The 26,171-nt window shown below is 55.9% G+C and carries 29 protein-coding genes and 1 tRNA gene; 15 read left to right on the top strand and 15 right to left on the bottom strand.

The genetic code is table 11. The annotated features are described in order from the left end of the window. Positions 1-188 precede the first annotated feature (188 nt). Entirely contained in the window at positions 189-1,526 is a 1,338-nt protein-coding gene (locus GS630_RS11010; RefSeq protein ID WP_171619703.1) for an adenylate/guanylate cyclase domain-containing protein, read from the top strand. Between the two features lie 224 nt (positions 1,527-1,750). Here the strand turns inward: GS630_RS11010 and GS630_RS11005 are convergent, their stop codons facing one another. Beyond that, on the bottom strand, positions 1,751-2,332 hold the full coding sequence (locus tag GS630_RS11005) for a TetR/AcrR family transcriptional regulator (RefSeq protein ID WP_256368694.1): 582 nt from the start codon (positions 2,330-2,332) through the stop codon (positions 1,751-1,753). 86 nt (positions 2,333-2,418) lie between these two features. Between GS630_RS11005 and GS630_RS11000 the strand changes: the two genes are divergently transcribed. Next, on the top strand, positions 2,419-2,892 hold the full coding sequence (locus GS630_RS11000) for a cupin domain-containing protein (RefSeq protein WP_171619699.1): 474 nt from the start codon (positions 2,419-2,421) through the stop codon (positions 2,890-2,892). 259 nt (positions 2,893-3,151) lie between these two features. On the opposite strand, the gene GS630_RS10995 is transcribed toward GS630_RS11000, so the two are convergent. Then, the gene (locus GS630_RS10995) at positions 3,152-3,793 is read right to left on the bottom strand and encodes a TetR/AcrR family transcriptional regulator (RefSeq protein WP_171619697.1); all 642 of its coding nucleotides are present in this window, start codon (positions 3,791-3,793) and stop codon (positions 3,152-3,154) included. An 87-nt stretch (positions 3,794-3,880) separates the two neighbouring features. Here GS630_RS10995 and GS630_RS10990 point away from each other — a divergent pair, with 87 nt between their 5' ends. Together GS630_RS10990 and GS630_RS10985 are read left to right on the top strand one after the other, a co-directional pair. Continuing rightward, positions 3,881-5,041, top strand: coding sequence for an efflux RND transporter periplasmic adaptor subunit (locus GS630_RS10990; protein WP_171619695.1), 1,161 nt, complete (start codon positions 3,881-3,883; stop codon positions 5,039-5,041). Positions 5,042-5,053: 12 nt separating this feature from the next. Further along, positions 5,054-8,197 carry an efflux RND transporter permease subunit gene (locus GS630_RS10985; protein WP_171619693.1) on the top strand — a complete coding sequence of 1,048 codons (3,144 nt, stop codon included), beginning with the start codon at positions 5,054-5,056 and terminating at the stop codon, positions 8,195-8,197. A 244-nt stretch (positions 8,198-8,441) separates the two neighbouring features. Here GS630_RS10985 and gntH read toward each other — a convergent pair whose 3' ends face one another. Then, positions 8,442-9,641, bottom strand: a complete 1,200-nt coding sequence (gntH, locus tag GS630_RS10980) for a guanitoxin biosynthesis MBL fold metallo-hydrolase GntH (RefSeq protein ID WP_171619691.1) — start codon at positions 9,639-9,641, stop codon at positions 8,442-8,444. On the opposite strand from gntH, the gene GS630_RS10975 reads away from it, so the two are divergent. Together GS630_RS10975 and GS630_RS10970 are read left to right on the top strand one after the other, a co-directional pair. After that, complete coding sequence (locus GS630_RS10975; protein ID WP_171177673.1) at positions 9,589-10,581, top strand: class I SAM-dependent methyltransferase; 993 nt, start codon at positions 9,589-9,591, stop codon at positions 10,579-10,581. The two genes, gntH and GS630_RS10975, sit on opposite strands and share 53 nt — an antisense overlap. Then, positions 10,581-11,456 (top strand): MBL fold metallo-hydrolase, encoded by an 876-nt coding sequence (locus tag GS630_RS10970; RefSeq protein WP_171177674.1) that lies wholly within the window; start codon positions 10,581-10,583, stop codon positions 11,454-11,456. Before GS630_RS10975 ends, GS630_RS10970 begins: the two co-directional genes overlap by 1 nt. Positions 11,457-11,641: 185 nt before the next feature. Here GS630_RS10970 and GS630_RS10965 read toward each other — a convergent pair. Next, positions 11,642-11,727 (bottom strand) — tRNA-Leu (locus tag GS630_RS10965). A gap of 165 nt (positions 11,728-11,892) precedes the next feature. Next, positions 11,893-12,159: a DUF2312 domain-containing protein gene (locus GS630_RS10960; protein WP_171177687.1), complete on the bottom strand. Its 267-nt coding sequence runs from the start codon at positions 12,157-12,159 to the stop codon at positions 11,893-11,895. A gap of 151 nt (positions 12,160-12,310) precedes the next feature. Here GS630_RS10960 and GS630_RS10955 point away from each other — a divergent pair, with 151 nt between their 5' ends. Next, positions 12,311-12,529, top strand: a complete 219-nt coding sequence (locus GS630_RS10955; RefSeq protein WP_171177689.1) for a hypothetical protein — start codon at positions 12,311-12,313, stop codon at positions 12,527-12,529. 9 nt (positions 12,530-12,538) lie between these two features. Here the strand turns inward: GS630_RS10955 and GS630_RS10950 are convergent, their stop codons facing one another. Then, positions 12,539-12,754, bottom strand: a complete 216-nt coding sequence (locus GS630_RS10950) for a hypothetical protein (protein ID WP_171177691.1) — start codon at positions 12,752-12,754, stop codon at positions 12,539-12,541. Positions 12,755-12,998: 244 nt separating this feature from the next. On the opposite strand from GS630_RS10950, the gene GS630_RS10945 reads away from it, so the two are divergent. Genes GS630_RS10945 through GS630_RS10930 form a run of 4 tightly spaced genes read left to right on the top strand, consistent with a single transcriptional unit; the run spans position 12,999 to position 15,188 of the window. Next, complete coding sequence (locus tag GS630_RS10945) at positions 12,999-13,862, top strand: MBL fold metallo-hydrolase (protein ID WP_171619689.1); 864 nt, start codon at positions 12,999-13,001, stop codon at positions 13,860-13,862. 25 nt (positions 13,863-13,887) lie between these two features. Next, the gene (locus GS630_RS10940) at positions 13,888-14,316 is read left to right on the top strand and encodes a YeeE/YedE family protein (protein ID WP_171177695.1); all 429 of its coding nucleotides are present in this window, start codon (positions 13,888-13,890) and stop codon (positions 14,314-14,316) included. Beyond that, positions 14,316-14,747 carry a DUF6691 family protein gene (locus GS630_RS10935; protein WP_171177697.1) on the top strand — a complete coding sequence of 144 codons (432 nt, stop codon included), beginning with the start codon at positions 14,316-14,318 and terminating at the stop codon, positions 14,745-14,747. Before GS630_RS10940 ends, GS630_RS10935 begins: the two co-directional genes overlap by 1 nt. Before the next feature lie 9 nt (positions 14,748-14,756). Continuing rightward, positions 14,757-15,188 (top strand): TIGR01244 family sulfur transferase, encoded by a 432-nt coding sequence (locus GS630_RS10930; protein ID WP_171177700.1) that lies wholly within the window; start codon positions 14,757-14,759, stop codon positions 15,186-15,188. Positions 15,189-15,201: 13 nt separating this feature from the next. On the opposite strand, the gene GS630_RS10925 is transcribed toward GS630_RS10930, so the two are convergent. The 5 genes from GS630_RS10925 to GS630_RS10905 all read right to left on the bottom strand — a co-directional run bounded on the left by GS630_RS10925 (position 15,202) and on the right by GS630_RS10905 (position 21,118). Further along, positions 15,202-16,305: a FliM/FliN family flagellar motor C-terminal domain-containing protein gene (locus GS630_RS10925; protein ID WP_171177702.1), complete on the bottom strand. Its 1,104-nt coding sequence runs from the start codon at positions 16,303-16,305 to the stop codon at positions 15,202-15,204. A 78-nt stretch (positions 16,306-16,383) separates the two neighbouring features. Continuing rightward, a complete protein-coding gene (locus GS630_RS10920; RefSeq protein WP_171619687.1) occupies positions 16,384-19,062 on the bottom strand; it encodes a sensor histidine kinase in 2,679 nt (892 codons plus the stop codon). Beyond that, positions 19,062-19,367, bottom strand: coding sequence for a hypothetical protein (locus GS630_RS10915; protein WP_171619685.1), 306 nt, complete (start codon positions 19,365-19,367; stop codon positions 19,062-19,064). The genes GS630_RS10920 and GS630_RS10915 overlap by 1 nt, the downstream gene beginning before the upstream one ends. Next, positions 19,367-19,747 carry a response regulator transcription factor gene (locus tag GS630_RS10910; RefSeq protein ID WP_171177708.1) on the bottom strand — a complete coding sequence of 127 codons (381 nt, stop codon included), beginning with the start codon at positions 19,745-19,747 and terminating at the stop codon, positions 19,367-19,369. Before GS630_RS10910 ends, GS630_RS10915 begins: the two co-directional genes overlap by 1 nt. Positions 19,748-19,825: 78 nt before the next feature. Next, positions 19,826-21,118, bottom strand: coding sequence for a helix-turn-helix domain-containing protein (locus tag GS630_RS10905; RefSeq protein WP_171177710.1), 1,293 nt, complete (start codon positions 21,116-21,118; stop codon positions 19,826-19,828). A 211-nt stretch (positions 21,119-21,329) separates the two neighbouring features. Between GS630_RS10905 and GS630_RS10900 the strand changes: the two genes are divergently transcribed. The 4 genes from GS630_RS10900 (at position 21,330) to aat (ending at position 24,557) form a co-directional block, all read left to right on the top strand. Beyond that, the gene (locus GS630_RS10900; protein ID WP_171177712.1) at positions 21,330-21,866 is read left to right on the top strand and encodes a LuxR C-terminal-related transcriptional regulator; all 537 of its coding nucleotides are present in this window, start codon (positions 21,330-21,332) and stop codon (positions 21,864-21,866) included. A 150-nt stretch (positions 21,867-22,016) separates the two neighbouring features. Next, positions 22,017-22,517, top strand: coding sequence for an acetyl-CoA carboxylase biotin carboxyl carrier protein (gene accB, locus GS630_RS10895; RefSeq protein ID WP_171235234.1), 501 nt, complete (start codon positions 22,017-22,019; stop codon positions 22,515-22,517). A gap of 9 nt (positions 22,518-22,526) precedes the next feature. After that, a complete protein-coding gene (gene accC / locus GS630_RS10890; protein ID WP_171238194.1) occupies positions 22,527-23,873 on the top strand; it encodes an acetyl-CoA carboxylase biotin carboxylase subunit in 1,347 nt (448 codons plus the stop codon). 51 nt (positions 23,874-23,924) lie between these two features. Beyond that, entirely contained in the window at positions 23,925-24,557 is a 633-nt protein-coding gene (aat, locus tag GS630_RS10885) for a leucyl/phenylalanyl-tRNA--protein transferase (RefSeq protein ID WP_171235236.1), read from the top strand. On the opposite strand, the gene GS630_RS10880 is transcribed toward aat, so the two are convergent. From GS630_RS10880 to GS630_RS10865, 4 genes are all read right to left on the bottom strand, one after another. Then, on the bottom strand, positions 24,512-24,880 hold the full coding sequence (locus GS630_RS10880; protein WP_171177720.1) for a DUF2155 domain-containing protein: 369 nt from the start codon (positions 24,878-24,880) through the stop codon (positions 24,512-24,514). The genes aat and GS630_RS10880 overlap by 46 nt on opposite strands. Next, complete coding sequence (gene mlaD, locus GS630_RS10875) at positions 24,877-25,329, bottom strand: outer membrane lipid asymmetry maintenance protein MlaD (protein WP_171238192.1); 453 nt, start codon at positions 25,327-25,329, stop codon at positions 24,877-24,879. The genes GS630_RS10880 and mlaD overlap by 4 nt, the downstream gene beginning before the upstream one ends. A gap of 11 nt (positions 25,330-25,340) precedes the next feature. Next, positions 25,341-25,724, bottom strand: coding sequence for an NADH:ubiquinone oxidoreductase subunit NDUFA12 (locus GS630_RS10870; protein WP_171619683.1), 384 nt, complete (start codon positions 25,722-25,724; stop codon positions 25,341-25,343). A gap of 80 nt (positions 25,725-25,804) precedes the next feature. Continuing rightward, complete coding sequence (locus GS630_RS10865) at positions 25,805-26,167, bottom strand: RidA family protein (protein ID WP_171177725.1); 363 nt, start codon at positions 26,165-26,167, stop codon at positions 25,805-25,807. Positions 26,168-26,171: the final 4 nt, after the last annotated feature.

The following is a 26,171-nucleotide window of genomic DNA, read 5'->3' as shown; positions in this document are numbered from 1 at the left end:
ACAAGTGCAGACCCTTAGTTTTCTTAACCTGATTATCACAGTTAAGGCATGACGCACGTTGCGCTCAACCAAAGAGATCATTGACCGATAGGCCATTCGAACCTCAATATGATCACGCGCTGGCCCCGCGGCGAACACCATTGAAAACATGGGCGGAGCATCGGCCAAAGAACGACTGGGAGGGGCGCATGACTGCCAATGTGGAGACCCTTTTCACCGAAAGCGACGGGCTTTCCATCGCCTATCAAGTTTGGGGCGATGGGCCACGCAATCTTGTTTTGGTCCCCGGAATGATTTCGCACCTGGAAGCGTCCATGGAAAACCCGGGCTATCTGCAGTGGATGACAGCTCTCAGCTCGGTGGGAAGATTGGTTACTTTCGACAAGCGCGGCAACGGCATGTCAGATCGCATTCAGGGGACACCAACCCTTGAAGAGCGCGTCATGGATATAGAGGCTGTGATGGATGTCACTGAAATGACCTCAGCCACGGTCATTGCTTTTTCCGAGGGGGCCTCCCTTGCCTGTGTCTATGCCGCGATGCGCCCCGAGCGCGTTGAACGTCTGGCTTTGTGTGGTGGGTACGCTCAAGGCCGTCTAACTCGCGGTTACCTGACCCCCGAAAGCCTTGAAATCGCGTTGAAACAGTTCCGTGAGAATTGGGGGAAGCTCTATAAACCTCACCCATTCTCGGCTTTCGGCCCAAGTGAGGACGATGCTGAAGCTCACGAAGCATGGGCGCATTTCCAAAGGATGAGCGCGACCCCTATTACAGTCGCCAACCTGTTCGAATTGGCGGCCCGGATCGATATCCGGGAATTGCTGCCTTCTATTTCACAACCCACTTTGGTCATACATCGCGAATTTGAAGAACCCAACGGGGCTGATTGCGCCCAAGATTTTCTGCGTTTGATGCCATCCACTAAATACAAAACCATACCCGGCCACGAGCATGTGCCATGGGAAGGCGACGTGGACAGCTATTCGGCCGCAATCGTCGAGTTTGTCACCGGCGAAGCACCGGCGACGATCCAACCCAAGCGCACCCTTGCTACCGTTCTATTCTCAGATCTGGTCGCGTCCACTTCGCAACAAGCACGCATCGGTGATGAGAGTTGGCGCAACTTGATGAACCGCCACGATGACATTTGCGCAAACCAGATCTCTCGACACGGTGGTCATCTGGTGAAATTCACTGGCGACGGCGTGCTGGCGACGTTCAGTTCTCCTACAAACGCGCTGGCCTGCGCTGGTTCTGTGAAAGAAGCATTGTCTGCAATCGACCTTAACGCACGCTTCGGCGCTCACACTGGTGAGATTGAAATTCGCGGTGAGGATATCAGCGGCCTTGGCGTGGTCATAGCAGCGCGGGTGATGGGCCAAGCCAAGGAAGGACAGGTTCTGGCATCCGATCTCACGCGGCAACTGATGCTTGGTGCGCCGTTCGAGTTTCAAGACTGCGGTGAGCACGAGTTGAAGGGCGTTCCAAATACTTGGCGACTGCACGCGGTCAGTCCTGCGAACTAGACAACGCGGAACACTGGCCTTGCCTACTGTTCTTTACCACGGGATCCGATTGTGGGCTTTGCGCTCGAAGCGGTCCTTCGCCAAGTCGCAACGGATGTCCACTTTGCGGACCTTTTTGTCATTGGCGTGTGGGGGGCCAAGGGCGGCGACCAGCCCAAAACGGAGGTTGAACAGTTGTCTATTTGCCAGCAGTTTTAGGATAAAGTCGGCATCTGAATCATGCCTCAGTTTTTTGGCAAGAACCGATCCAAAAGAGCGTCGACCAACCCTTTCTGAAGTTGGTAACCAGTAGCTTCGTCCACACGTAAAATGTCTTCAAGAATGACAAGTTGTTCCATGCCCGTCGTCATGGACAATCGCTTTGCTAGGTCGTCAATTTCCTTCGGCTCCATCAATGGGTGAACTGGCGCAAGTGCTTCCGAAAAAGCCGCTAATCTTCTGGCCCCACGCATTTTGACCGTTCCATCCTCAAGAGATGCCTTGAGTGATTCCGCCAGAAACTGCCGGAAGTGCGCCTCATTAACCCGAGAAAATTCCAGATAGTAGCGCGCGACCACATGTACACGGCTCCTAACGTCATCCAGCCCCTCAAGAAGTTCCGACGTGGGAGTGACGTCAAGATCCAGCGTCGCATCCAAAGCCAAGACACTTGGGTCAGAAAAGTAGCGATAGACCGTCGCACGACTGGTTTTGGCGCGTTCAGCGACTTTTGCTAGCGTGACCTCCTTGCCTTCCGACATCAGGTCACGTGCAGCCGAAAGAAGTACTTCTCGCGTTCGGTTGATTTGATTTGTACGAGGCGCCAATTCCAAACCCTTTATAATACACTTGTCTCATAAGTGGATATGTGTATCATAAGGGCAGTTTGTTTCAAGTAAAGGGAGTCGCAATAATGACTGAATCTCGCCCGCGAATTTATCATCTACTTGGGAACCTTTTGACCTTTCATGCCTTTCCCAGTGAGACTGGAGATCGTTGCACAATTGTTGAGATAAAGACGGCACCGGGTGCCGGTGCACCGCCCAATCATCATGCTGGTGAAGATGAGAGTTTCTATGTGCTCGATGGTGATTTCGAGTTCTTTTTGAATGGTGAGACAGTCAACGTCAAATGTGGTGACTTCGTTAAGGTTCCGGACGGCGCAGTGCACGCCTTTACATGCACCGGAGAGCGGCCTGGCCGGTTACTTTGTATAAATGCCCCCGGCGCGATGCATGACACTTTCTTTACTGAAGCCGGTGAAGCAATGCCTGACGGCACGACCGATATTCCGGCGCCAGATGCACCACCAGACATTCCGGCGATCATGTCCGTGGCAGGTCGAGTGGGAATGACGATCCTGGCGCCTGCGGACGTTCCTAGCTAACTAGTCTGCTTAAAGTGCGCCAGCCTGCGAACCGGAGGCTTTGAACTAAAGATTCTACGGTACACCATATCTGCTACTACTAGCTCATTACGAAGGCGACATTCACGAATAGACCTTGCATTTCGGATAGCGGACATTCGCTGCGCTTCCGGAGAGTGTTATTTGCCTGAACCAAAGCAGTCGAATAGGTGCAGGCGATCTAATGCTTGGGTTTGTCCGCCATCAAAGGTGGGTCGTGTTTGTTTTGTCCCGAGAACGATCATCTGAGCATTCTTTCCGAAACGTCCTCGAGAAGAGTACGCAAATCGAACTCTCCTCCTTTATCCGCAAGTCCTTTGTCATGCAGAATGAACGACAGCCCGTGCACGAAACTCCATAGCAAAAAACCGCGGCGGCGAACTTCGTCTGTGATTCCCGGTTCGCCGAGACACTTTGCAACCTCAGCTAGCAGAATCGCAAAGCTTTGCTGGCCGCCTTCCTCCAGCCGGGGATCCGCGATGCGGTCTGTGAAGCCGCCAAATTTCAGCCTGAAGATTCCGGGCTCATTTAAAGCGAAGGCAATATACTCCATCCCGATGGCGGTAATGCGGTCGGGAGATCCTTCAGGAACGCCTTCCAGTGCGGCAAGCATTTTGTCTCGGTGCCGATCCATTCCCTCAAGGACAGTGGCGACCAGCATTTCTGTCTTGTCTTTGAAGTGCTTGTACGGTGCCGCAGTCGAGACGCCCGCGCGTCTGCACGCCTCAGATACGGAAAAACTGTCAGGTCCTTTCTCTTCAACCAACTGTCGGGTTGCTTCGATCAGCGCAGCACGGAGATCGCCGTGATGGTAAGCCTTCTTGCTCATTGAATGACCGGTCGCCTGGACGGTTGTTGAGTGATTTTTTTCTGTGCTGCTCATGATCCAAGATGTGCCAGATCACGTACCCCTTGTCAAAGTAAGAACTTCTAACATATGTTAGAGACGCTAACTTTATGAGGTTTCCAAATGCCGAATCCTGCAAATTCATCTACTGAATTGGTCAAACCGAACCTATTTGCGCTTTTGCTGCGCGGCACTACGCGTCTCGGCGTGACCGTCGGTTTCATAGCCGTTGCAGCGGCCGCCGTTTACTTCGGCGCGTCCGAACTCACTCGCAGGGCAGATGCTGTTCCCTCACCGGAAGCGGCCGCAGTGACCCCGGTTTCCGCAACGCTGATCACGTCGGAGAGCGCTTACACGGTCGGACGTGTATTCATCGGACAAGTCGAACCTCAACGTTCAGCGGATATCTCTTTCGAATTGAATGGCACGCTTGACCAAATCCTGGTGGATGAAGGAGACGAGGTCGCTAAGGGCCAGCTTCTCGCAACATTGGACGTCGCTCTGTTGGAGGTCGAACGCGACCGTCTCACAGCGTCACGTGATGCCATTGCAGCTCAGCTTGCATTTGCCAAGAAAACGGTCGAGCGAAACGCTAAACTCATCGAGCAAGGCTTTACCAGTCAAGCCCGCCTAGATGAGGCGGTTTCCCAACAAGATGAATTGCTTTCCAGAATTGGCGAACTGGATGCGGCCTTGCGTGATGTAACCGTTCGGATCGAGAAATCCACTATAGAGGCTCCGTTTGCCGGTCAGATAACCGCTCGAAACGTGGACGGTAGAGAAACTCTGCGCTCAGGCGAGCTGGTTCTGGGTATGGTCGAGGTCGAGTCGCCGCAGGTTCGGATCGGTGTTCCTCTCGATGTTGATCCGGCGCTGCTGACTGATGTTGAGATCGAAATAGCAGGTCAAAGATATAGGGCTGAGCTTGCAACTTTGCGGCCCGATATTGACCCGGTGACCCGAACCCGAACCGCGCTGTTCGACCTGAAGAAAGCGCCGGACGTTGCTTTTGGACAAACCGCACGTTTGCATATACTCGAACCTGTCCAAAGTGCGGGAACCTGGGTGTCCACAACTTCACTGAAGGAAGGAACGCGCGGGCAATGGACCCTGCTTGTTGCCGACGCGCAAAAGACTGTGCGGCTAGCGGCGGTCGAAGTGCTGCATGCCGAAGACGACCGTGTCTTTGTGCGTGGCGTGTTTCCGGAAGGCACAGTCCTAATCGATCAGGGGCCGCAGCGAGTCAGCGTTGGTCAACGCGTCGCCTTCAACACTGGCGAGTAACGGAGCGATCTGATGGAAACCCTTACCTTTCGCCACCCCCGGCTGGTTGCCCTCATCATTTTGGTGCTTGTATCTGCAGGCCTGTCTTCGTTCCTATCTCTTGGGCGACAGGAAGACCCTACGATCACCAACCTCTTCGCAACTGTAACGACACAGTTCCCGGGTGCAGACCCAGAACGGGTTGAAGCGCTGGTTACAGCAGAAATCGAAGAAGAGATGCGGAAAATCGCCGAGGTGGATGAGATCAATTCAGTCTCCCGCTCGGGTGTGTCGGTCGTTTCGGTAGAATTGCTGGAAACGCTAGACGAAGCCACCATTGAGCAGGTTTGGGCCGAGGCTCGGGATGCCGTCGAAGATGCGCGCCAGAATTTTCCCATAGGAGTTTTGCCACCGGAATTCGATGCCGAGGGCATTTCTGCCTATTCTGCGGTCATTGCAGTTGCGGCCGAGGATCCAGACTTCCCGTTAACTTTGCTGTCGCGTCATGCCGAAGCATTGGGTGACAGATTGCGTGCGATACCTGATACACGCGCAGTGGACTATTTCGGTCAGTCAGAAGAAGAGGTGCTCGTAAGCGTCGATATGGACAAGGCCGCTGCGCTTGGGCTTGGCGTAGCCGAGATTTCCCAACGGATCGCCGAAGCAGATGGGAAGGTCCAGTCTGGGCGTTTGCAGTCCGATGTCGACCTGACAATAGGCATCAGCGGAGAAATTGAGACTTTGGACCGCATTCGAAGCATCGTCCTGCGAGAAAACGCAGACGGTGCCGTGGTGCAGCTCGGAGATATTGCAACCGTAGACCGGGGCGCGCGAAAACCGCAGTCCTCAATAGCATTTGCCAACGGAAAGCCCTCGGTTTTGGTAGGTGTTCTGGCGCAGGACGGCGTACAGATCGACCGTTGGACAGGCTTTCTTCGGGATGAACTTGAGGCTGGCGCGGCATCGGTGCCTTTGGGCATGCAGGAAATACTGCTGTTTGATCAAAGCCAGTACACGACGGATCGTTTGTCAGAGGTTGGGGTCAACATGGCCATTGGCGTGGCTCTGGTCGTGGCAGTTTTGTTTGTTACGTTGGGGGTTCGGGCGGCCGCGATTGTGGCTTTGGTATTGCCGGTTGTCTCATTGGCGACCCTGGCGACGATGAACATTATTGGATTGCCAATTCATCAGATGTCTGTGACGGGTTTGATTGTTGCCCTCGGTCTGCTCGTTGACGCAGCCATCGTGATGACCGATGAAATCCGACGTCGTCTGCAGGATGGGATGGAGCGACTTGCAGCCGTACGAGATGCTGTTCGCAGGTTGGCCGCGCCACTGCTGGCATCGACCGTGACAACGGCGCTTGCCTTCACGCCGATGATATTGCTGCCGGGACCCGCAGGCGATTTTGTCGGCGCCATCGCTATCGCCGTGGTTCTTATGCTTGTCTGGTCCCTGGTTGTGGCCTTGACTGTGACTCCGGCGATTGCGGGCTGGCTACTGTCCGATCGCCCAGACGCAGGAATGCTGAGCCGCGGTATCAGCATCCCGCCACTTGCCCGTATGTTCGAGGCCTCAATTCGATTGTCTGTTGCTAATCCTGTGCGATCCATCGCGTTGGCATTGATCTTGCCGGCGCTTGGCTTTGCGGCCTTTCCAACGCTGACCGCGCAATTCTTCCCGGGCGTCGACCGCAACCAATTCTATATCGAAGTCGATATGCCGGGTGGAACGTCAATTGCCACCACCGAAGCAACCGCCCGCCAGATCGATGAAATGCTGCTGGCTGACGACGGCGTCAAAAGTGTCTACTGGACCGTCGGAGAGTCCGGCCCGGCATTCTACTACAACATCGTTGGAAACCGCTCACGCGAGCCTGGGTTCGCACAAGCTATGATCACGACCGACACGGCCGACGACGCCGCCCGCCTTGTTGGAACGTTGCAGAGTCGTCTGGATACTGGCTTTCCTGACGCGCAGATCATCGTTCGCAGTCTTGTTCAGGGCCCTCCGGTCGCCGCACCGGTTGAAGTCAAAATTCAGGGCCAAGACATCACGGTATTGCGCAATCTGGGCGACGAGGTGCGTTCAGTCATGGCCAATCTCGATTTGGTGACTCAGGCACGCGCCAGTGTGAACGGCGGCACCCCTCAAGTCCGGTTCGAGATTGATGAAGTCAAAGCCCGTCTGCTGGGGCTGGACGTGGCGGATATAGCTGGCCAGCTGGACACGGCGCTGGTTGGCATTACCGGTGGATCGCTGATCGAAGGAACCGAGCAGTTACCAGTGCGCGTTCGCTTAGGTGACGAGGTGCGATCAGATCTAAGCGCGATTGTCAGTATGCCTATCCTACTGCCAAATGCAGCTGCGATATCTGCGACTGGAGCCTTCCCCGCGGTACCGCTGTCGGAATTGGCCAAGCTCGTGATTGAACCGGCAGAAAGCGTAATAACTCGAACGGATGGCGTGCGCGAAAACACCATACAGGCGTTTATCGTACCTGGTGTTTTACCCGAAGAGGCTTTGCAGGAGATACTAGAAGCGCTTGATGCGTCCGGGTTTGTGTTGCCGCAAGGCTATTCGATGTCCTTAGGCGGCGACAGTGATGCCCGATCCAACACCGTAGGCAATCTGCTTGCCTCTGTTGGTTTGATTGTCACACTCTCCTTCGCGACCATCGTTCTGACCTTTAACTCGTTCCGACTAACACTGGTGACCTTGGTCGTGTGCGTGTTGTCTGCAGGCCTTTCAATGCTGTCGCTGGCGGTTATGCAATTCCCGTTCGGTATAACAGCAATCATCGGGGTCATCGGCTCAATCGGGGTTTCGATCAACGCGGCGATAATCATTTTGACCGGGTTGCAACAAGACGTTGACGCAAACCAAGGCGACCGTGCGGCCATGGCGCGAGTAGTGACTGGATCAAGTCGGCACATCATCTCGACAACGGTCACTACCTTCGGCGGGTTCCTACCCCTGATCATGGGTGGAGGCGCATTTTGGCCGCCATTCGCCGTTGCAATCGCCGGAGGCGTTTTGTTGTCGACCGTCGTATCCTTCTATTTCACCCCACCCGTGTTCGCGTTGGTGTATCGTGGCAAGCTCAACAAACCGCTTGAGGCAAACAACCAACATTCCCAGCCTCGAGAAGCAATTGTCGCACTTGTGGCAGAATGAGGATTGAGACTACTTCTCCTTGCGAGTTGGTATGTTTCGAAGCCGTCGTTGTTCGAAGCACGGTTCAAGTTCTGTTATGGGCCGCACACGGACTTAGCAAATTCTGGTTTCTGCGCATTACCGCCATTCACCACTGGTGCAGGATCTGACGCTCTTGGGCTCCAAGTAGACCTTAACTGCACCGGGCATGAATGACTGCTCTGCGGATTAAGCGGCCGCTAATCCCACTGAAGCGCATTGCAGGCTAGTCTCCGTTAAGATTTAGGCGACCCGCATTAAGCCAATCCGACAACTCTGTTCTTTCGCTGGGGTCAGGTGGGCCCGCAGGAGTTGGAGGGTCAACAGGCAATGGACTGTCTGATCCGACGATCTCTCTAACACTTACGGCATCTTCCGAAACATTCCAAACAAGCATGTCCTGAGCCAAAGTGAGCGGGCCGTCATACGTCTTTCGGATTGCTGCAATTGTGTCCGGAGCAATATCGAAATCGGCAAATGTATGGTAGGCAATCGCATGCCGCGGCTCAATCATCGCGAATAGTTTTCCGCACGCGTCTGGTGGCGTGTGAACCACCGTTGCCACCAATCGGGCGCGTTCAGGGTCGTAGTTTTTGATATCAATGAATTGTTGGATCGTTAAGTAGCATTCGTGAATGACAAGATCCGCTTCTTTAGCGTTTTCCACGAACCACTTGTTTGGGTTGGTGTCACCTGAGTAGACGAATTTAAGTCCTTTCCACTCCAAGCTGTAGGACACTGAACCGTCTATGCCGTGAATCGCGGGCCAAGATCGAATGACAACACCATCGCTTTCATAAACTATCTGTGTCTTAGAATAGTCGAACTCAGTCACCGAGAGGTGTCCACCTGCCGAGGGCATATTCCCGCGCCGCCCTGCCAAGTCCCAGGCCAACATTTTGAGGAGGCCATCCATGGCCGCAGCGGTCCCGTATTCTGGCTTTAAGCCACTTGGTCCCCATACCTGCAGGGGAACCGTTCGGTTTGACACCCAGCCACCCACAAAAAGTGCATCGAGGTCTCCAATATGATCTACGTGCAGGTGGCTAATGAACACTTTGTCCAGATAAGTGTATGGGATTTCCAACGCGGCCAAATTTGCTAACGAACCAGTTCCGACATCGAAGAGGAACTTGTCGCCATTGCCAAGTTCAACCAACCACGACGCTGACGCTTGAGAGTGTCGAAAATTAGGTGTTCCGGTTCCCAGCGAGATAACTCGCATCTCCGCTTCACCGAGCGGCTCTGCGTTTGGATAATAGAACTTTCGCTCTCCGGACGAACCAGCTGAAGCTGCGCCGCACCAAATCGACGCAAATACAAAACTCAATACCGGCAACAACCTTAGGCGCACGGTTTTCTCCGATTTGCTGATGAAATCTATTGTACAAGAAAATTGCTTCTGTCCAAAATCGCGCGTCTGCATTGGGCTAAATGCGGTCAACTTGCTTAAACCTCTACTTAGCGGAAAAACCCGACATTTGCTTTTTTCCGCCAAACGCCTTCACAATGCTCATATGCAAGATAACCAAGCACAGGCTGACTACTGGAGTTCGAAGAGCGGACTTAAGTGGATAGATTTCGAAAGCGAACTTGATGTGGTATTTGGCGCGGTCGACAAAGCGCTGGTTGAGCGGTCGAAGCCTTCGCCAGGCGAGCGCGTCTTGGACATAGGTTGCGGTACTGGAGCTACGAGCAGGACGTTTTCTTCGCTTGTCGCACCAGGCGGAACAATATGCGCAGTCGACATTTCTGCACCCTTGATCGAACAGGCCCGCCAGCGTGCAAAAGAAGCAACGGTTGAAGCACAGTATCTGTTAGCGGATGCGCAAACCGACCAGTTTCCTGACGCGCCGTTTGATTTGGTGATCTCTCGCTTCGGATCAATGTTCTTTGCCGATCCCGTTGCTGCCTTCGTCAATATTCGGGGCCAGATCAAGCCATCGGGCCGAATGGCTCTTGCTGCATGGGCACCGGCCAAGGGAAATCCTTGGTTTGACGTGCCCAAAGACGGTGCGGTTGACAGGCTGGGACCTTTAGAAAGCTCAGACCCCAACGCCCCTGGACCGCTGGGCTTTCAGAACGCTGGCCATGTCGCTGGAATTCTAGAAGAGGCTGGTTTCAAAGACGTGAACGGCGAAACGATCAGGGTAAACCTAACTCATCCCGGGCCCTTGGAGCGTGCTGCGGCTTTGGCTTCGAATATCGGCCCGGCAGCGAGGATACTCAAGAAGTACTCCGGGAGCGAGGAAGATATCGAGGCGATAACCGATTATGTAATCGCCAATTTTCGCTGCTTCGAAGTCAACGGAGGCATCCGCATCCCGGCAAATCTGAATTTCTTCACAGCCAGAAATCCGGGCTGATGACCTCAACTGCAACTTTGCGAGTATTGGAGCCAGCCCCCAATATTTTGGCGTTTTATGACGGTCGGGTTGCAGGGGCCCGACTTCATTCTCCGTCGTGGAATTGGATGGACGACGCGGCATATACACTCGGGGTCGCCAGCTATGCCATCCTCAATGGCACTGACGCTGTGGTCTATGACACGCACATCTCGCTTGATCACGCTCGTTGGATACGAAGCGAGCTGCAACGTCGTGGGGTGACATCAATTCGGGTTGTGCTTAGCCATCATCACAAGGATCATATCGCTGGAACCGAGGTGTTTGCTGATTGCGAAATCATTGCGGGCAACAAAACGGCAAAGGCGCTGGTTGAAAAAGAGGAAAGTTATTCGAAGAGCGATCCGCCGATCAAGCCGGTAGTGATGCCCACAACTGTGTTTGACGGTGAAATGGCGTTGAGTGTTGGGACGACCGACATTGAACTACGTCCTTTGGATATTCACAGTCACGACGGTGTCGCGCTCTACCTTCCAAAGTCCAGGATCTTGCTGGCGGGTGATGCGCTGGAAGATAGCGTGACCTATGTCGCCGAACCAGATCGCCTTGATATTCACCTGGCCGAACTTGACCGGCTTTCCACCTGGGATATTTCGGCCATCCTGCCCTGCCATGGTGACCCCGATCGGATCGCAAGAGGTGGATATGATTGCTCATTCATAACGGCTACGAGGCAATATGTTGCAAAGCTCTTGCAGTGCCGCGATGGGGCAGGATGGAGCAATCTTACGCTTCGGGAATTTGCGAAAGTCTGGTTCGAAGAAGGCTCGTTGACCTACTTCGATGCCTATGAGGGCGTGCACCAAGACAACCTGCAGTCTGTGACCGGCGTCTAAAAACGACGAACTGTATTGGTCCTGAATGACGTCCGATGTGGGCTCGAAGCCGTCATAAGGCGGTGCAGGCGCGAGGCTGTGACCTCTGCCGATCCTTCCGCATATCCGGCGCAGATTGCGGGGGCTAGTTGGGGGATTGATGCGGAAGGTTCTTTTATTTTTTTACAGAGTGTTAGATAAAATTTTGGTGCGGGCGGTGGGACTCGAACCCACACGGGCATACGCCCTTCAGATTTTAAGTCTGATATGTCTACCATTCCATCACGCCCGCACGGCGCGGCCTTGTCGGGCCCTGCATTCCCCTTACAGTCACAACCGGATGAGAACAATGCACTTTGATGCAAATGCGGCTGTAAATGTGTCGGGAAATCCAGTTACAAGACATCCCTCTTCCCGATTAATAAGGGCGTGGCGCTGCCCCGCCCCTTTGGAAGGCTCACATGCCCAGCGCTTCTTTATACATTTCCAAAACCGCCTCTTCCTCGGCGATGTCATCCTTGTCCCGCTTTCGCAACGCGATCACCTTACGCATGACCTTGGTGTCGTAGCCCCGCGCCTTGGCTTCGGCCATGACTTCCTTCTGTTGCTCGGCCAGGTCCTTTTTCTCGGCATCCAGACGTTCAAACCGTTCGATGAACTGGCGCAGCTCGCCTGCTGTTACGCGATAGTTGGCGGCGGCCTGATCTTCGGTGATATCTTCCATATGCGTCTCTCCCAAAGGCTGAAAATCTGATGCAAGATGCCGGATACAGTGCTGCCGCCCGGGTCGCAAGCACCCAATCCCCGGTCGCACTTGTACGATCTGATTCGATCCGTTAAGCGCGGTGTCAGTTCACGATGAGATGTGGGGAACCATGTTCGAATTCATCACCTGGGGCGGTGCAGCCCTTTCCCTTGCCGGGCTCTTTGGTCTGGTCTGGTGTATTCTTCGCGTGATGAAAGCGCGCAAGGCCGGTTTGTCGGATGACGAGTTGCGCGCGGTGGTTCAGGGCGTTCTGCCCTGGAACCTGGCCTCTTTGTTCTTGTCTGTGATTGGACTGATGATGGTTATCCTAGGGATTTCCTTCGGATGACCCCCCTTGTCAGATCGGCAGGTTGTCGAACTGCGCTTCCATAGCGTCTTCACACAACGCCGCATCGAGACGCCGCAATCGAGATGGCACATGCATCCCCTGCTGGCGCATTCGATCTACAACCTTGCTTACACTCGGTTGAAGCGCCAACCGCGTGTCCAGACACGCGCCTTCCAGTTTCTGCTCAAGCTGTTCTGCTTCGGAATACAGATTAGTTGCTGTCATAACCATCCTCCCAAGTGTTGCCAGTATTCCAAATATAGGTAACGGGAATACGACCCACAGATATTAACCTGAACTTGTGCGGGAATTTGCCTGACGTATTCGTAATTTCGGCAATTCGGCGCAGATAGGTTAAAGTTTAAGCCAATTTAACCGAACCTGCCTTGACGGGCATCAAATTCAGATTGGCAGTTGTGTCACATTCCAAATTACATATATGATATACACAACGGAAACGGAGGACCTCATGACGCCCGCAGTGAAAGCGTTTTTCGACGATCAGACCTTTACGGTGTCCTACGTCGTTCACGAACCACAAGGGCGCGCCTGCGCCATCATCGACAGTGTTTTGGATTTCGATCATGCCTCGGGTCGAACAGCGACCACATCTGCAGATCAAATCATCGACTATGTGCGCAGTCGCGATCTCAAGGTCGAATGGGTTTTAGAAAGCCACGTTCACGCCGATCACCTGTCTGCGGCCCCCTATCTGCAACAGGAACTTGGCGGCAAGATCGGGATTGGTGCCCAGATCGTTACTGTTCAGGACACGTTCGGCAAGGTCTTCAATGAAGGAACCGAATTCCAACGCGATGGCAGTCAGTTCGATGCGTTGTTCTCGGAAGGTGACAGTTTCCACATTGGCCAGATGCGCGGCGACGTGCTGCACACTCCGGGTCACACACCTGCCTGCCTAACCTATGTCATTGGCGACGCCGCCTTTGTGGGCGACACGCTGTTCATGCCTGATTTTGGTACAGCGCGCTGCGACTTCCCCGGCGGCTCTTCGGCAACCTTGTATGAGTCGATCCAGAAAATTCTGACCCTGCCTGATGAAACGCGCATCTATGTGGGCCACGATTACAAAGCGCCGGGCCGCGAAGAATACGCTTGGGAAACAACGGTAGGTGAGCAAAAGGCGCTGAACGTGCACATCGGACAGGGGCGTAGTATCGAAGAATTTGTGGAAATGCGCGACGCACGTGATGCGACCTTGGCGATGCCGCGCCTGATCTTGCCCTCCTTACAGGTGAATATGCGCGCAGGGCAGATGCCTCCGGCGGATGAGCAAGGTGATGTCTTTCTGAAACTGCCGGTCAACAAGCTCTGACGCGAGTTAAAAAAGGATATAACTTATGGAAATAGAATGGGTCTGGGGCCTGTGCGGCGGTTTACTGATTGGGCTGGGCGGCGCAGTTTACCTGCTTGGGAATGGCCGGGTTATGGGCGCAAGCGGCATTCTGGGCGGCCTTGTTGACGGCAGCGCCCGCGATACGAAGGCCGAGAAGTTGGCCTTTGTTGCAGGCCTGATCGGCATGCCTCTTCTGCTGCGACCGCTGATCGCGCCCGAGGCCCAAACGCATCTCACCAGCAACTTGGGCCTTGTTGTCATAGCGGGTTTGCTGGTTGGCATCGGCACACGTATCGCCAATGGCTGCACATCTGGTCACGGGGTCTGCGGCATCTCTCGGTTCTCACTCCGCGGCATTGTGGCCACCGTCTTCTACATTCTCGCCGGGGGCGTGACCCTTGTTCTGCTACGCCATATCTGGGGATTGATCTGATGCGCCTTCTTGTTGCCCTAACAGCTGGATCACTATTTGGTGCCGGATTGTTGATTTCTGGCATGACCGATACGACAAAAGTTCAAGGATGGCTGGACGTATTCGGCAACTGGGATCCGACTTTGGCGTTTGTTATGGGGGGCGCCATTTTGCCAATGCTGGTCGCATGGCGACTGACGACCGGGCGCAAGCCTTTGACCGGGAATGAATTTCCGCCTCCTGCGAAGCCCGAAGTGGATCGTAGACTGGTTGTGGGTTCAGTCCTATTCGGCATGGGTTGGGGGCTGGTTGGGCTCTGCCCCGGACCGGCCATGGCCTCGCTGAGTTATGGTGGGCTTGGAGGACTGGTTTTTCTGGTCGCAATGGTGGTTGGTATGTTCCTGGCCCCGACCTTTGGCGCGCAACTGGACAGAGCAGCAAACGCAGCCTAAGGAATTGGCATGGAGATTCGACCGATCACCCCCCGCTATGCCGTCTCACCGCAGATCACAGTTGATGATGTGCCAGCGATAGCTGCTGCCGGCTTTGTCAAAGTGATCTGCAACCGACCCAACGTCGAAGTTCCACCCACAATGCGATCCGACGCGATCGGTGATGCAGTGCGCGCTGCGGGCATGGAATACGAAGTGCTTGAGTTGACCCATCAGACCATGACGCCCGAGAATGTGCAGCGTCAGCGCGATATGGCGGAAAATTGTAGCGGACCGGTCTTGGCCTATTGCGCTTCGGGCACGCGATGTTCAGTGATTTGGGCTTTGGGTCAATGCGAACATATGAGCACGGATGACATCCTGACCGCGACCACAAACGCCGGATACCAGTTGGACGGTCTGCGCCCTGCTCTCGAGCAACTTCGCAGTAAGGCTGGTTAGACCTAAAGCGTTATTACTGTTCACCCAGCCCTGGTTCTGATGCGTTCAGACCGGCCAGCTGCGAGATTTCCGCCACCATCTGCTCAGAGTCGCCAATGACCAAATCCCCCGCAAGGGTCCCACCGGTCTCGGCCAAGGGCACCGGGGGCGTGATTTCAACGGCGCTGTCAATTGGCGCGTCCAGGCTGCCCTGAGGGTTTAGCCCTCCCCGGCTTTCGATAAACTCCTGGGCTTCTGCTCCGCTTAGCGCTGGTAAAGCAGCATGCTCGTTTAATCGAATGGCCCTTAGACCACCGCACTGTCCCAAGCGACCAACACCTGCTCGCGTTCGTTCAATCGTCAGAACCTCAGCTCGATCCAAGCGCGCGCCGCGCAACGGCAGGACATCACCAACCTGCATCCCAGACAACGCGGACAATGGCAACGTCATCCGACACAAGGCCGCATTCAAATCCGCCCTTACCATACCCGAAGACTGTTCAATGCGGGGGCCTGCAGGGCTTGGGGTTTCCTCCACAACTTCTGGCGCAACCGGTGCTTCGGGTAAAATGACCGAAATCTGCCCTTGCCGTACCCCGTTGGCCAAATCGACGGTCAGGTCGAAGATGCGATACTCATCCTCGGTCATGGTCAGAGACAAGCTCTGCAAATCTGCCGCGCGTGACGAATACTCGTTTCCCTCAAGGCAAACTTGTTCTGTCGTCGGGTCGATTAGACCCGCAGATCGAGCCAAAGCCGCTTCGACCAATGGCGCAACCATGGCGGCGTCGGTATCTGTAAAGGCCCGTGGTGTTGGCGCGTCCGACATCACCTCACCGATGGTTTGCGTTTGAACGATGGCGGACACCAAGTGCGAGTCCAAGCACGTGGCTGCACGTCCCTGTGGCCCATCAAACTCCAGTAGCAACCAGTCTTGACCAATCGCTTCAACCAGATGTTCAGCAGACTGACTGGTTTGTCTGGCCCCGATCACTGCAAGCGGCAAGTTCAGGCGATCCCCCGCGGCCCGCGCGAACCCCAAGCGCAGCGCCCGCAGAACCGAGCGCGGCCGGTCGTCCAAATCCTTTTGCCCAGCGGACAGTTTGCGCACCAATGCGGCATTGACGGGTTCTGACATAACGCCTGATCACCAATTGTTTCAGCAATTGGCAACAGGTTTACACCGTCGGACGTTACGAAGTTCTTTATGACCGCTTCACTGAGCGGCCTGTCGGTGCGCCAATGGCAGGCTGACTCGGAACGCCGCCCCGCCCTGCCCCGGTAAATAGCTGATCTCGCCCCCCAACCGCTGCATGATTTCGCGGCAAATTGCCAAGCCCAGACCTGCCCCTCCGGCCTTGTCGCCGCCGACGCGGGCAAATTTCTCGAACACCATCGAGCGCGCGCCGGGCGGAATGCCACTGCCATTGTCGATGAAATCTATGATGACGCGCCCGCCAACATCATATGCGGAAATGGTCAGAACGGGCTCGTCCGCGTCACAGTATTTCTGTGCGTTTGAGATAAGGTTAATGAACACCTGCCCCAACCTGTCCAGATCCGTGTGCAAGACAATCCGTTCGGCCGCACGGGCGCGACGCACGCTTATCTTGCGGCCAGCACCAGCCAATGCGCTGGACACGGCCCGATCCAGGACCGAGCGCAGACTATCATCACCTAAGTTGAGATTGACTTGCCCGTTTTCCAGCACGCTCAGATCCAACAGATCATCCAGCAAGCGGGTCAAACGCAGCGCTTCGTCATGGATGATCGTCGCGTATCGGGTCTGCTCATCCCTGCTCAGCCCTTCGGTATCGCGCATGATTTCAGAAAACGCGCGGATCGAGGTCATCGGCGTCCGCAACTCATGACTGACCTGACTCAAAAAGTTGTCCTTTTGCGCCGAAACCTGCGTGAGTTTGGCATTTGCTTCGCGCAGTTGCCGTGCCGTCCGGCTGAGTTCAGAGGACTTCACCTCAAGCTGACTGGAATACTCCAGCAATTGCGCTGACTCATCCGCAACAGCCAAAAGGTCTTCGACCGAAACCGACGAGCCGCCGACGATCTGCCCAATCATCGCGTGAGCCGTGGCCGTTCCAACTGATCCGCTCAATTCGCGTTCAAGGCGGCCCAGGAATGCTGGCGTGGGCTCGGGCAGATGCGATCGACCTCCTTGTTTCTCGGCCTCGGCCTGGAAAAACTCCTGCGCGGGCCCGGTGCCCAGAATCCGCTGGGTCATGATCATCAAATCTTCGCTTTGCGCGACCGATCCGGACCAGCCACGCGGCGCGACCGAATGATCGAAAACATTGACAAATTGCGCGCCCTGCAACCGTTCCAACGGGCTGGGAAAACTCAGCAAAGAAGCCACACAGAACGCGATTGTGTTCAGCAACAGTGACCACATCACGGAATGGACCATTGGATCGATCCCCTCGATCCCGAACAAGGCCTGTGGGCGCAGCCAGCTTATGCCGAACAACCCGTTCTGCAGCACCGACTCCGGCATCGACGCGCCGCTCATGCCGGGCAACAACAAGGTGTAAATCCACAAAACAAAGCCGACCGTCAGCCCAACCAGAGCCCCGGTTCGCGTGGCTCCGCGCCAAAACAGACCGCCGACCAAAGCGGGCAAAATTTGAGAAATCCCCGCAAAAGCGATCAATCCGATTGAAGCCAGCGCTGCGCCGCCACCAGACAAGCGGTAGTAGAAAAAGCCCAACGCCATAACAACCGCGATGGACACACGACGGGCCATCAAAACGATATTGCGCACATCGCCAGAGACCGAGCCAGTACCTTCTTGTGTGTTCAGCCAGATGGGCATGACAACATGGTTCGACACCATCGTGGACAAAGCCATGGCTGTTACGATCACCATCGATGTCGCAGAAGAAAACCCGCCGATGAAAGACAGCATCGCCAGCCAGTCATTGCCTTGCGACAAGGGTACGGTCAGGACGAACAGGTCGGGGTTGGCCCCTTCGGGCAGCAGGTCCAGACCCACTACGGCAATCGGTACTACAAACAAGCTCATTAACAGCAAGTAGAGGGGGAAAGCCCAGGCCGCGGTTCTAAGGTGGCTTTCATCATCATTTTCGACCACCATCACCTGGAACATGCGCGGCAAACAGATAAAGGCCGCCGCCGACAGGAAAATAAAGGTCGTCCACCGCCCGGCATCAACATGCCACTGCCCGATTTCCGACGCGTCGATCCGCTCCATCATCGGGCCGATACCGCCAGCGATGCCCCACACGACAAAAACGCCGACCGCAATCAGCGCAAACAGCTTAACGATAGCCTCCACCGCGATGGCCGTAACCACCCCGTGGTGGCGTTCGTTCACGTCCAGATTACGTGTTCCGAAGAGGATGGCAAAAACGGCCAAGCCAGCCGCAACCCAAAATACACTGGACCCTTCGCGATACAGGCCCGATGGGTCAGCTTCGGCAAAGATCGAGAAAGACAGGGTAATCGATTGCAGCTGTAGCGCGATATATGGCGTTCCGCCCAATACCGCCAGAATGGTTACGCAGACCGCCAGCGTGTTTGATTTACCATATCGAGACGACAGCAGGTCCGCGATTGAGGTCACTCTTTGACTGCGCCCCACACGCACCAGTTTGCGCAGCCCCCACCACCAGCTGACCATGACCAGTGTCGGGCCAAGATAGATCGTAACAAACTCCAACCCTGACCGCGCGGCGTTGCCCACGGCGCCATAGAAGGTCCAGGCGGTGCAATAGATCGACAGCGACAAGGTGTAGATCAGCGGCGAGCGCAACCATTTCCCACGCCCAGCCGCAGCCATGCGGTCCGCAGCGAAGGCGACGGCAAACAGAAAGACCACATAGCCCAGACAAACCAGAATCAGAACGTTTACGGTGGTCATCAATCGGCCCCTGTTTCAGGGTCCTCGGGCGTGCGCATACGGCGCGCGGCAAAGCCGAAAATCACGCTGATCAAGATCAGCGCGCCCCAGCAGACGAAGATGTAGAAAATTGCCGAAGAAAGCGGTACGGCCGCATCTCCGCTGGACCGGTCGGGCCAAAGAAGCGGCAGTGCGAACAAGAGCGCCCCAAGAAACGGCAAAAGCCGGGCCGCATCCGTCAGTCTGCGACGGCGATAGCTTTGACGTTCCAGGAAAAGCGAGGGTCTGGCGCTGGATGGCTGACCTTTGTCGCTCTCGTCTGACATTACATTTGCGTCGCCTGCGCGTGAAGATCACGCACAGCCGTCAACACTTCGGCGTTGGAAAACGGTTTGGTCATAAAGCGGCTAACGCCTGCATTTTCCGCCATTTCCCGGTCGCGCGACTGCCCGCGCGCCGTCAGCATCAAGACCGGAAGGCTTGCCAGTTCTTCCATCTCTCTGAGATCGCGCAGAATATCCATGCCGTTTTTACCCGGCAACATAACATCCAGAATAACCAAGTCGGGCTGAGCCCCCTGGATAACCTCAAGCGCATCGGAGCCATCGCCATGAATCTCGACCTGCCACCCCTCGCGGGACAACAGAAACCGGATTGCTTCGGCAATGTTCGGCTCGTCCTCGATCAACAGAACCTTGCGGCTCATATTTTCTGTTCCTCCCCAAAACCGGTCGTCCGTCCCGCAACCGATTAGGATCAGATTAAGCGTTCTGTCAGGAAAGTGTCAAAAACCTTCGCTCAAAATCGACGGTTCGCGGCGAGCGGTGCATTCGTTGCGGGGGCAGACCCGGCAGTTCGGCCCAACTTGCGTAACCGGTGCATCACCGGCTTGCTCTTGAACCGGCCGTACCAACATGACGGATCGATAAGCCGGATCCTGATCATAGCCCGGCACCGCATGGGGCCACGCATAGGCAAAGCACTCGAACTCAGCCGAAGCCCGCCCGGTTTGCTCGACTTGCTTACGCACCGGAACCAAAGGTCGGTTCAGCGCCGTGAAAACAGGCCAAAGCGGACAAGCCTCGCCATGTCTGGGCATGGCAAATCCTGGTGTTGGTTTTAGAAACAAGATGCTGCCGGATGCATCGCACAACACCAACCCCGCCGGTTCAGAAACAACACTTTCTGGCAAAAAAGCCAAACGCCGCAGCACGGTCGCCATGTCGACAGAAAAATGATGGGCCAAATCAACAGGGTCTGGTTGGGCGCCCCGAACACGAGCGGCGACAGCATCCAGTGGCATTGCCCGGGCGTCAGCCCTGTAAATCTCCAACATCTCGCGTGCCAAGGTTTGGGCTGCTGTGGTATTTAGGCTGCTCAGATCGACGGCATCCGTAGCGCCCCCCTCTTCCAGTTCCGTGAAACTATAATCGCGGGCCTGGAAAAACGCTTCGACCTCCTCCAACGGAACGCCACGCGGGTCGACGGCTGCGTCGCTTTCATCCAGAAATGTCACCAACGCCTTGGAGCTGTCCGCCAACCGCTCGGCATCCTGGTGCAGGTTTTTATGGAACCGTTCGCGCCATTCAGCCTCGATGTCTTCAGTATCCGCAAGAATCGCGGCCGTAGATCGAATCGCTGCCGCGGTCGACAAAACCTCGTGCATCGAGGCCGCCAGATGGGGGTCATGAGTCAGCCGGTCCGATAGGATCTCAACATTTCGTTCGAGCGAGACGACACGGCGATGCATCTGCGCCAGAACACCTGCCCAGCCGGTAAAGCGCCCGGCGAACTCCTCCAAGCTGTCCAACTCTGCATTCTGGCCAACCGCATCATCTGCCGCTTCGCGCAAGGCCGACACCAGCGTGGCTTCTATCCCTCGCGTCAACACCGATGGTTCAACCGACAGGGCCGCAGCAATATCCACCAGCAACTTACCCCCGATCCGACGGCGATTGTGCTCGATAAGGTTCAGGTAAGAGGCCGAAATCCCCGCCAAACGGGCCAGTTCCGCTTGCTTAAGCCCGGCAATCTGCCGCCGCTCGCGAATGCGGCTTCCAGTCAAAGCGTCACGCATGTTAGTTGCCTCCTGACCCGCGACAAGCTAAGCACCCCAAATTTTTTTCGAAACATACTATATTTCTCATTTAGTTAGGTCAAAATTTTCTATTTCGATTTACATAGTTTACACAATCCAGACACACTCCACGACAGCGCAACTTGTCATCATCATGTAAGAAGTTGCTTCACCCCTTCTCTTCCGTGCTGTTTCCCGGCACGATACCCACATGAGCGACCCCGCCTTTGAATACGCACCCATCGGCCTTGTAGAGCTGGAAAACCGGATTATCCGGCGCTGCAATCTGCAGTTCTCGCGCACGTTTGGTGGTGAGGAAGCTGACTATCGCAATATGCCTTTGCTGCACCTCTATCCCTCGGTCGCCGATTGGGAGCGGATCGGAGAGCGCAGCCTGCAGGTGATGCGCGACACCGGATACTACACCGATGAACGCGTCATGCGGCGGCGCAATGGCGATCTGTTCTGGTGCCGCGCTCGGGGCCGCTCACTCACCCCTGATGACCCGTTCCGACACGGTATCTGGAGCTTTTCCGACATCTCGGAAGAACGGCCTCTGGTTGAGTTGACGGTACGTGAACGCGAGGTGGCCATCCTGTCGTGTCGCGGCTTGTCGGCTAAGGAAATCGGTGGGGAACTGGGGCTGAGTTATCGGACAATCGAAGCCTATCGTGCCCGCTTGCTTGAAAAGTTCGGCGCTCGAAAACTTTCTGAGTTGGTCGCAAAGCTGTCGGGAATGCCATTGTGACCCATTCGGCCCCTTAATTTAAGCGGCAAACCAGCTCGCGATGGTGCGAGTCGGCGCTTTTCATGCACGGCTGCTTGGCCTATAACGCTGCGTAATTTGATTAGAGCCCGCAAAAACAGACGGGCCAAAGGGGAACCGTCGAGGACACTCATGACAGATACCAAACACGAAGCGGATGTGGCATTCATCAAGGCTCTGGCTGAATTGCTGCGCGAAAACGACCTGACGGAACTGCAGGTCAAACGCGAATATGGCGAGGAAGACAGCCTCAACGTGCGCGTCAGCCGCATGACACAGGCCGCAGCCGCTCCGGTTCAGGTCGCAGTACCCGCCGCGGCCCCCGCACCAGCCGTCGCCCCTGCGGCTGCCCCTGTCGCAACCGAAACCCCCGCAGCGCAAGAAGACCCGGCCAATCACCCTGGCGCTGTCACCTCGCCTATGGTTGGAACGGTCTATATGCAGCCCGAACCCGGCGCGCCTGCATTCATTAGCGTCGGTGCTTCTGTTTCTGAAGGCGACACACTGCTGATCGTCGAAGCGATGAAAACCATGAACCACATCCACGCCCCCAAATCGGGCTCGATAAAACGCATTCTGGTTGGCGATGGCGACGCAGTGGAATTCGGCACCCCTCTGGTCATCATCGAGTAAGGCGGGCCCATGTTCGACAAGATCCTGATTGCCAACCGAGGCGAGATCGCCCTGCGCGTCATCCGCGCCGCCCGCGAGATGGGGATTAAGACGGTCGCCGTCCATTCCACCGCTGACAGCGACGCGATGCATGTGCGCATGGCAGACGAATCGGTCTGCATTGGCCCCCCGCCTTCACCGCAAAGCTATCTGTCCGTACCGGCGATCATCTCGGCTTGTGAGATTACAGGTGCGCAAGCGATCCACCCGGGCTATGGCTTCCTGTCAGAGAATGCCGAGTTCGTGCAGATCGTCGAAGATCACGGCATCACCTTTATCGGCCCCACCGCGGAACATATCCGCGTGATGGGCGACAAGATCACCGCCAAGGACACGATGAAGGCGCTGGGTGTGCCCTGCGTGCCCGGCTCGGACGGTGGCGTTCCCACGCTGGAAGATGCCAAGCGTATCGGTGAGGAATTCGGCTATCCCGTCATCATCAAGGCTACCGCTGGTGGCGGCGGTCGTGGCATGAAGGTCGCGATGAACGCTGATGAGATGGAAAGCGCCTTTATGACCGCGCGCGCTGAGGGCAAGGCCGCCTTTGGCAACGACGAGGTCTATATCGAGAAATACCTGACCACTCCCCGCCATATCGAAATTCAGGTCTTCGGCGACGGCAAGGGCAAAGCCGTGCATCTGGGCGAACGCGACTGCTCGTTGCAGCGCCGCCACCAGAAAGTGTTTGAAGAGGCCCCCGGCCCCTGCATCACCCCCGAAGAGCGCGCCAGGATCGGCAAGATCTGTGCAGATGCCGTGGCCAAGATCAACTATATCGGCGCGGGCACAATCGAGTTCCTCTATGAAAACGGCGAGTTCTATTTCATCGAAATGAACACCCGCCTTCAGGTGGAACATCCTGTGACCGAAGGCATCTTTGGCGTCGATCTGGTGCGCGAGCAAATCCGTGTGGCCGCAGGCGAACCGATGTCATTTGGGCAAGAGGATCTGGAAATCAACGGCCACGCCATTGAGGTTCGGATCAACGCGGAAAAGCTGCCCAACTTCTCGCCCTGCCCCGGCAAGATTACGGCCTATCACGCGCCGGGCGGTCTGGGCGTGCGGATGGATTCAGCTCTCTATGACGGCTACTCGATCCCACCCTACTATGACTCGCTGATCGCCAAGCTGATCGTTCAGGGCCGCGACCGGGCCGAAGCTCTGGCCCGTCTGGAACGCGCATTGGGAGAGTTGATCGTGGACGGCATCGATACCACAGTCCCTCTGTTCCATGCCTTGCTGCAGGAACCCGACCTGCACAGCGGCGATTACAACATCCACTGGCTGGAGCGCTGGCTTGCGGAGAATATGGAATAGTAACCTCCAAGAACCGGAGGGCGCACGCCTTCCGGTTCCCTCTTACCCAAAATGAGCCTATCCGCTGAACTTTTGCTGCACGGGTACTCCATCGGCATTTTCCCGATGGCCGAACATCGCGATGATCCCGAGTTGTTCTGGGTCGATCCAAAGTTTCGCGGCGTCTTTCCGTTGGACGGGTTCCATGTCTCGCGTAGTCTTTCACGCCGCATCCGCAATTGCGGGTTCGATATCACGATCAATCAGGACTTTTCAGGCGTCGTGGATGGCTGTGCCGACAGGGCCGACACCTGGATCAACGCAGAGCTGCACGATCTGTACCGCCAATTGCACCAAACAGGCTATGCCCATTCTCTTGAAGTCTGGGACGGAGCCGCACTTGTGGGCGGTGTCTATGGTGTAACCTTGGGGGCTGCATTCTTTGGGGAAAGCATGTTCTCACGCCGCACGGATGCGTCGAAAATCGCCCTTGCCTATCTTGTGGACCGCCTGCGACAAACCGGATTCCACCTGTTCGATACGCAGTTTCTAACCGCACACCTGGCCTCATTGGGTGCCATCGAAATTCCACGCAGCGCTTACAAAAAGGAACTGGAAGAGGCTCTGAATCTCAGCGCCGATTTCACAGCATCAATCGATCAGTCCGCAGCAGGTGTAATACAGCGGATCACCCAGACATCATAACGCGCATGGTCCAGCGCGTTCAGGGCTGGGGATGTTGCAATCATCCAGCCGTCAAACAACTGATCAGCTTTCCCCGTTTCCCAAATCGTCAAATAGGCAAACGCGTCACCCGTCGGGTTATCAACCGGATAACGACAATCCCCCAGGGCAACGTCCAAGCCAAAAACGGCTTCGGTCTCACCGCTTTGCATTTCAACATCGACGGTCTGACCGCTGACTTTGTCCAATCCGCGCAACATGGCCCCCGGACCGGACTGGACCTTTTGCTGAGCAACAGCACTGGTCCCGACCATAAGAAGGGCAATTAAAGCAGCGCGGATCATTCGCTGCCATCTCCGGCCACAAACTTGACCAGCAGAGAGATCAGACTGACCGCGCCTTGCGTATCCTCAATCTCGTCTCCGGGTTCGAAATAGAATGGTGACCCGCCGGGCATTACCTCGACGAAATTTCCGCCCAGCAGCCCCTCGGACGAGATCACAATGGCGCTGTCATCCGGCACCAGGACGCCATCGGCAATGGTGAAGGTCGTGTCTGCGCGATAAGTATCCGCGTTCAGCGTCACGCCGGTCACGGTTCCAATCTTGACACCTGCAAGACGAACATCCGTCCCGACACCGACCCCTTCCAACGATCTGAAAGACGCGCCAAGTTCATATCCGGCCGCGCCCTTCGACAGGCCCGTCGATTGGCTGGCGTAAACACCAAATGCCAGCGCACCGGCCAACACGACGCCACCGACAACAACTTCGGTCCAATTATGGCTCGACATCTTTGCCTCGCTTATTCCGGGCTCCAGGCCTCATAATCTTTGCGCTCAACCGGTTCGGCCCGACGCAGCGATCCGGCCGGCGTATAAGCCAGCGCAGTACCCGTCAGGTTTTCCTGATGTGGTTTTTCCCAGGATTTATGCGGTAAAGGTTTGTCCGTCGGAGGTTCGTCCCAGGTGCGGTGCAACCAGCCGTGCCATTCCGAGTCAACTCGACTGGCTTCAGCCTCGCCGTTGAATATCACCCAGCGCTTGCTGTCATCCGCCGTTCGATAAAACACATTGCCTTCATTGTCTTCGCCAACTTTGACGCCCTTACGCGACGTATAGATCTGCGTGTTCAGAGTGGACCCGTTCCACCAGGTCACGGCTCGCAAAAGACTGTTCAGGATTCCCATCGGGTGCCTCCGGCATTTCGGTCGAGGAAAGGTATGGACCAAAGGCTCGCCAAGGTCCAGTGCCACTGGGGTCGCCTGCGTCACTCCGGCAGAAACGCGGTCACTTCAATTTCGATCCTGTATTTTGGGTCGATCAGCCCACACTCAATCATAGTCGCAGCCGGAGGATTTGCGCCGAAGGTTTCAGCCAGAATGGGCCAACACGGCTCAAACTCTATACGATCCGGCAACATGTATGTCACCCGCACAACATCTTTAAAACTTGCCCCGGCATTTTGCAGAGCAGTTTCGATGGTCGCCAGCGCGGAACGGCACTGCGCAACAATATCTTCACCTTGCCCAACTGTGCCGGCCACGTGAACCCACCCGCCGGCAACGACCGCGCGGCAGTAACCAACTTTTTCCTCAAATTCGCCGCCTGATGAGATCCGCTGGATCGCCATATCG

It is taken from the genome of Ruegeria sp. HKCCD7303, assembly GCF_013111185.1.
In the GTDB taxonomy this organism is placed as follows: domain Bacteria; phylum Pseudomonadota; class Alphaproteobacteria; order Rhodobacterales; family Rhodobacteraceae; genus Ruegeria.
Note: the sequence above shows the minus strand (reverse complement) of the source record. Positions and strands in the feature narration are given on the sequence as shown.

Coding starts and splice junctions, on each gene's coding strand:
- GS630_RS10930 (WP_171177700.1), top strand. CDS start 14,757: ATGGAGATTCGACCGATCACCCCCCGCTATGCCGTCTCACCGCAGATC.
- GS630_RS10970 (WP_171177674.1), top strand. CDS start 10,581: ATGACCTCAACTGCAACTTTGCGAGTATTGGAGCCAGCCCCCAATATT.
- GS630_RS10990 (WP_171619695.1), top strand. CDS start 3,881: ATGCCGAATCCTGCAAATTCATCTACTGAATTGGTCAAACCGAACCTA.
- GS630_RS10945 (WP_171619689.1), top strand. CDS start 12,999: ATGACGCCCGCAGTGAAAGCGTTTTTCGACGATCAGACCTTTACGGTG.
- GS630_RS10955 (WP_171177689.1), top strand. CDS start 12,311: ATGTTCGAATTCATCACCTGGGGCGGTGCAGCCCTTTCCCTTGCCGGG.
- GS630_RS10960 (WP_171177687.1), bottom strand. CDS start 12,159: ATGGAAGATATCACCGAAGATCAGGCCGCCGCCAACTATCGCGTAACA.
- GS630_RS11000 (WP_171619699.1), top strand. CDS start 2,419: ATGACTGAATCTCGCCCGCGAATTTATCATCTACTTGGGAACCTTTTG.
- GS630_RS10870 (WP_171619683.1), bottom strand. CDS start 25,724: ATGGGAATCCTGAACAGTCTTTTGCGAGCCGTGACCTGGTGGAACGGG.
- GS630_RS10865 (WP_171177725.1), bottom strand. CDS start 26,167: ATGGCGATCCAGCGGATCTCATCAGGCGGCGAATTTGAGGAAAAAGTT.
- GS630_RS10995 (WP_171619697.1), bottom strand. CDS start 3,793: ATGAGCAGCACAGAAAAAAATCACTCAACAACCGTCCAGGCGACCGGT.
- GS630_RS10905 (WP_171177710.1), bottom strand. CDS start 21,118: ATGCGTGACGCTTTGACTGGAAGCCGCATTCGCGAGCGGCGGCAGATT.
- GS630_RS10920 (WP_171619687.1), bottom strand. CDS start 19,062: ATGACCACCGTAAACGTTCTGATTCTGGTTTGTCTGGGCTATGTGGTC.
- mlaD (WP_171238192.1), bottom strand. CDS start 25,329: ATGTCGAGCCATAATTGGACCGAAGTTGTTGTCGGTGGCGTCGTGTTG.
- GS630_RS10975 (WP_171177673.1), top strand. CDS start 9,589: ATGAAATCTATTGTACAAGAAAATTGCTTCTGTCCAAAATCGCGCGTC.
- GS630_RS10925 (WP_171177702.1), bottom strand. CDS start 16,305: ATGTCAGAACCCGTCAATGCCGCATTGGTGCGCAAACTGTCCGCTGGG.
- GS630_RS10940 (WP_171177695.1), top strand. CDS start 13,888: ATGGAAATAGAATGGGTCTGGGGCCTGTGCGGCGGTTTACTGATTGGG.
- GS630_RS10985 (WP_171619693.1), top strand. CDS start 5,054: ATGGAAACCCTTACCTTTCGCCACCCCCGGCTGGTTGCCCTCATCATT.
- GS630_RS10950 (WP_171177691.1), bottom strand. CDS start 12,754: ATGACAGCAACTAATCTGTATTCCGAAGCAGAACAGCTTGAGCAGAAA.
- GS630_RS10880 (WP_171177720.1), bottom strand. CDS start 24,880: ATGATCCGCGCTGCTTTAATTGCCCTTCTTATGGTCGGGACCAGTGCT.
- GS630_RS11010 (WP_171619703.1), top strand. CDS start 189: ATGACTGCCAATGTGGAGACCCTTTTCACCGAAAGCGACGGGCTTTCC.
- GS630_RS10910 (WP_171177708.1), bottom strand. CDS start 19,747: ATGAGCCGCAAGGTTCTGTTGATCGAGGACGAGCCGAACATTGCCGAA.
- accB (WP_171235234.1), top strand. CDS start 22,017: ATGACAGATACCAAACACGAAGCGGATGTGGCATTCATCAAGGCTCTG.
- GS630_RS10915 (WP_171619685.1), bottom strand. CDS start 19,367: ATGTCAGACGAGAGCGACAAAGGTCAGCCATCCAGCGCCAGACCCTCG.
- GS630_RS10900 (WP_171177712.1), top strand. CDS start 21,330: ATGAGCGACCCCGCCTTTGAATACGCACCCATCGGCCTTGTAGAGCTG.
- GS630_RS10935 (WP_171177697.1), top strand. CDS start 14,316: ATGCGCCTTCTTGTTGCCCTAACAGCTGGATCACTATTTGGTGCCGGA.
- aat (WP_171235236.1), top strand. CDS start 23,925: ATGAGCCTATCCGCTGAACTTTTGCTGCACGGGTACTCCATCGGCATT.
- gntH (WP_171619691.1), bottom strand. CDS start 9,641: ATGCAGACGCGCGATTTTGGACAGAAGCAATTTTCTTGTACAATAGAT.
- accC (WP_171238194.1), top strand. CDS start 22,527: ATGTTCGACAAGATCCTGATTGCCAACCGAGGCGAGATCGCCCTGCGC.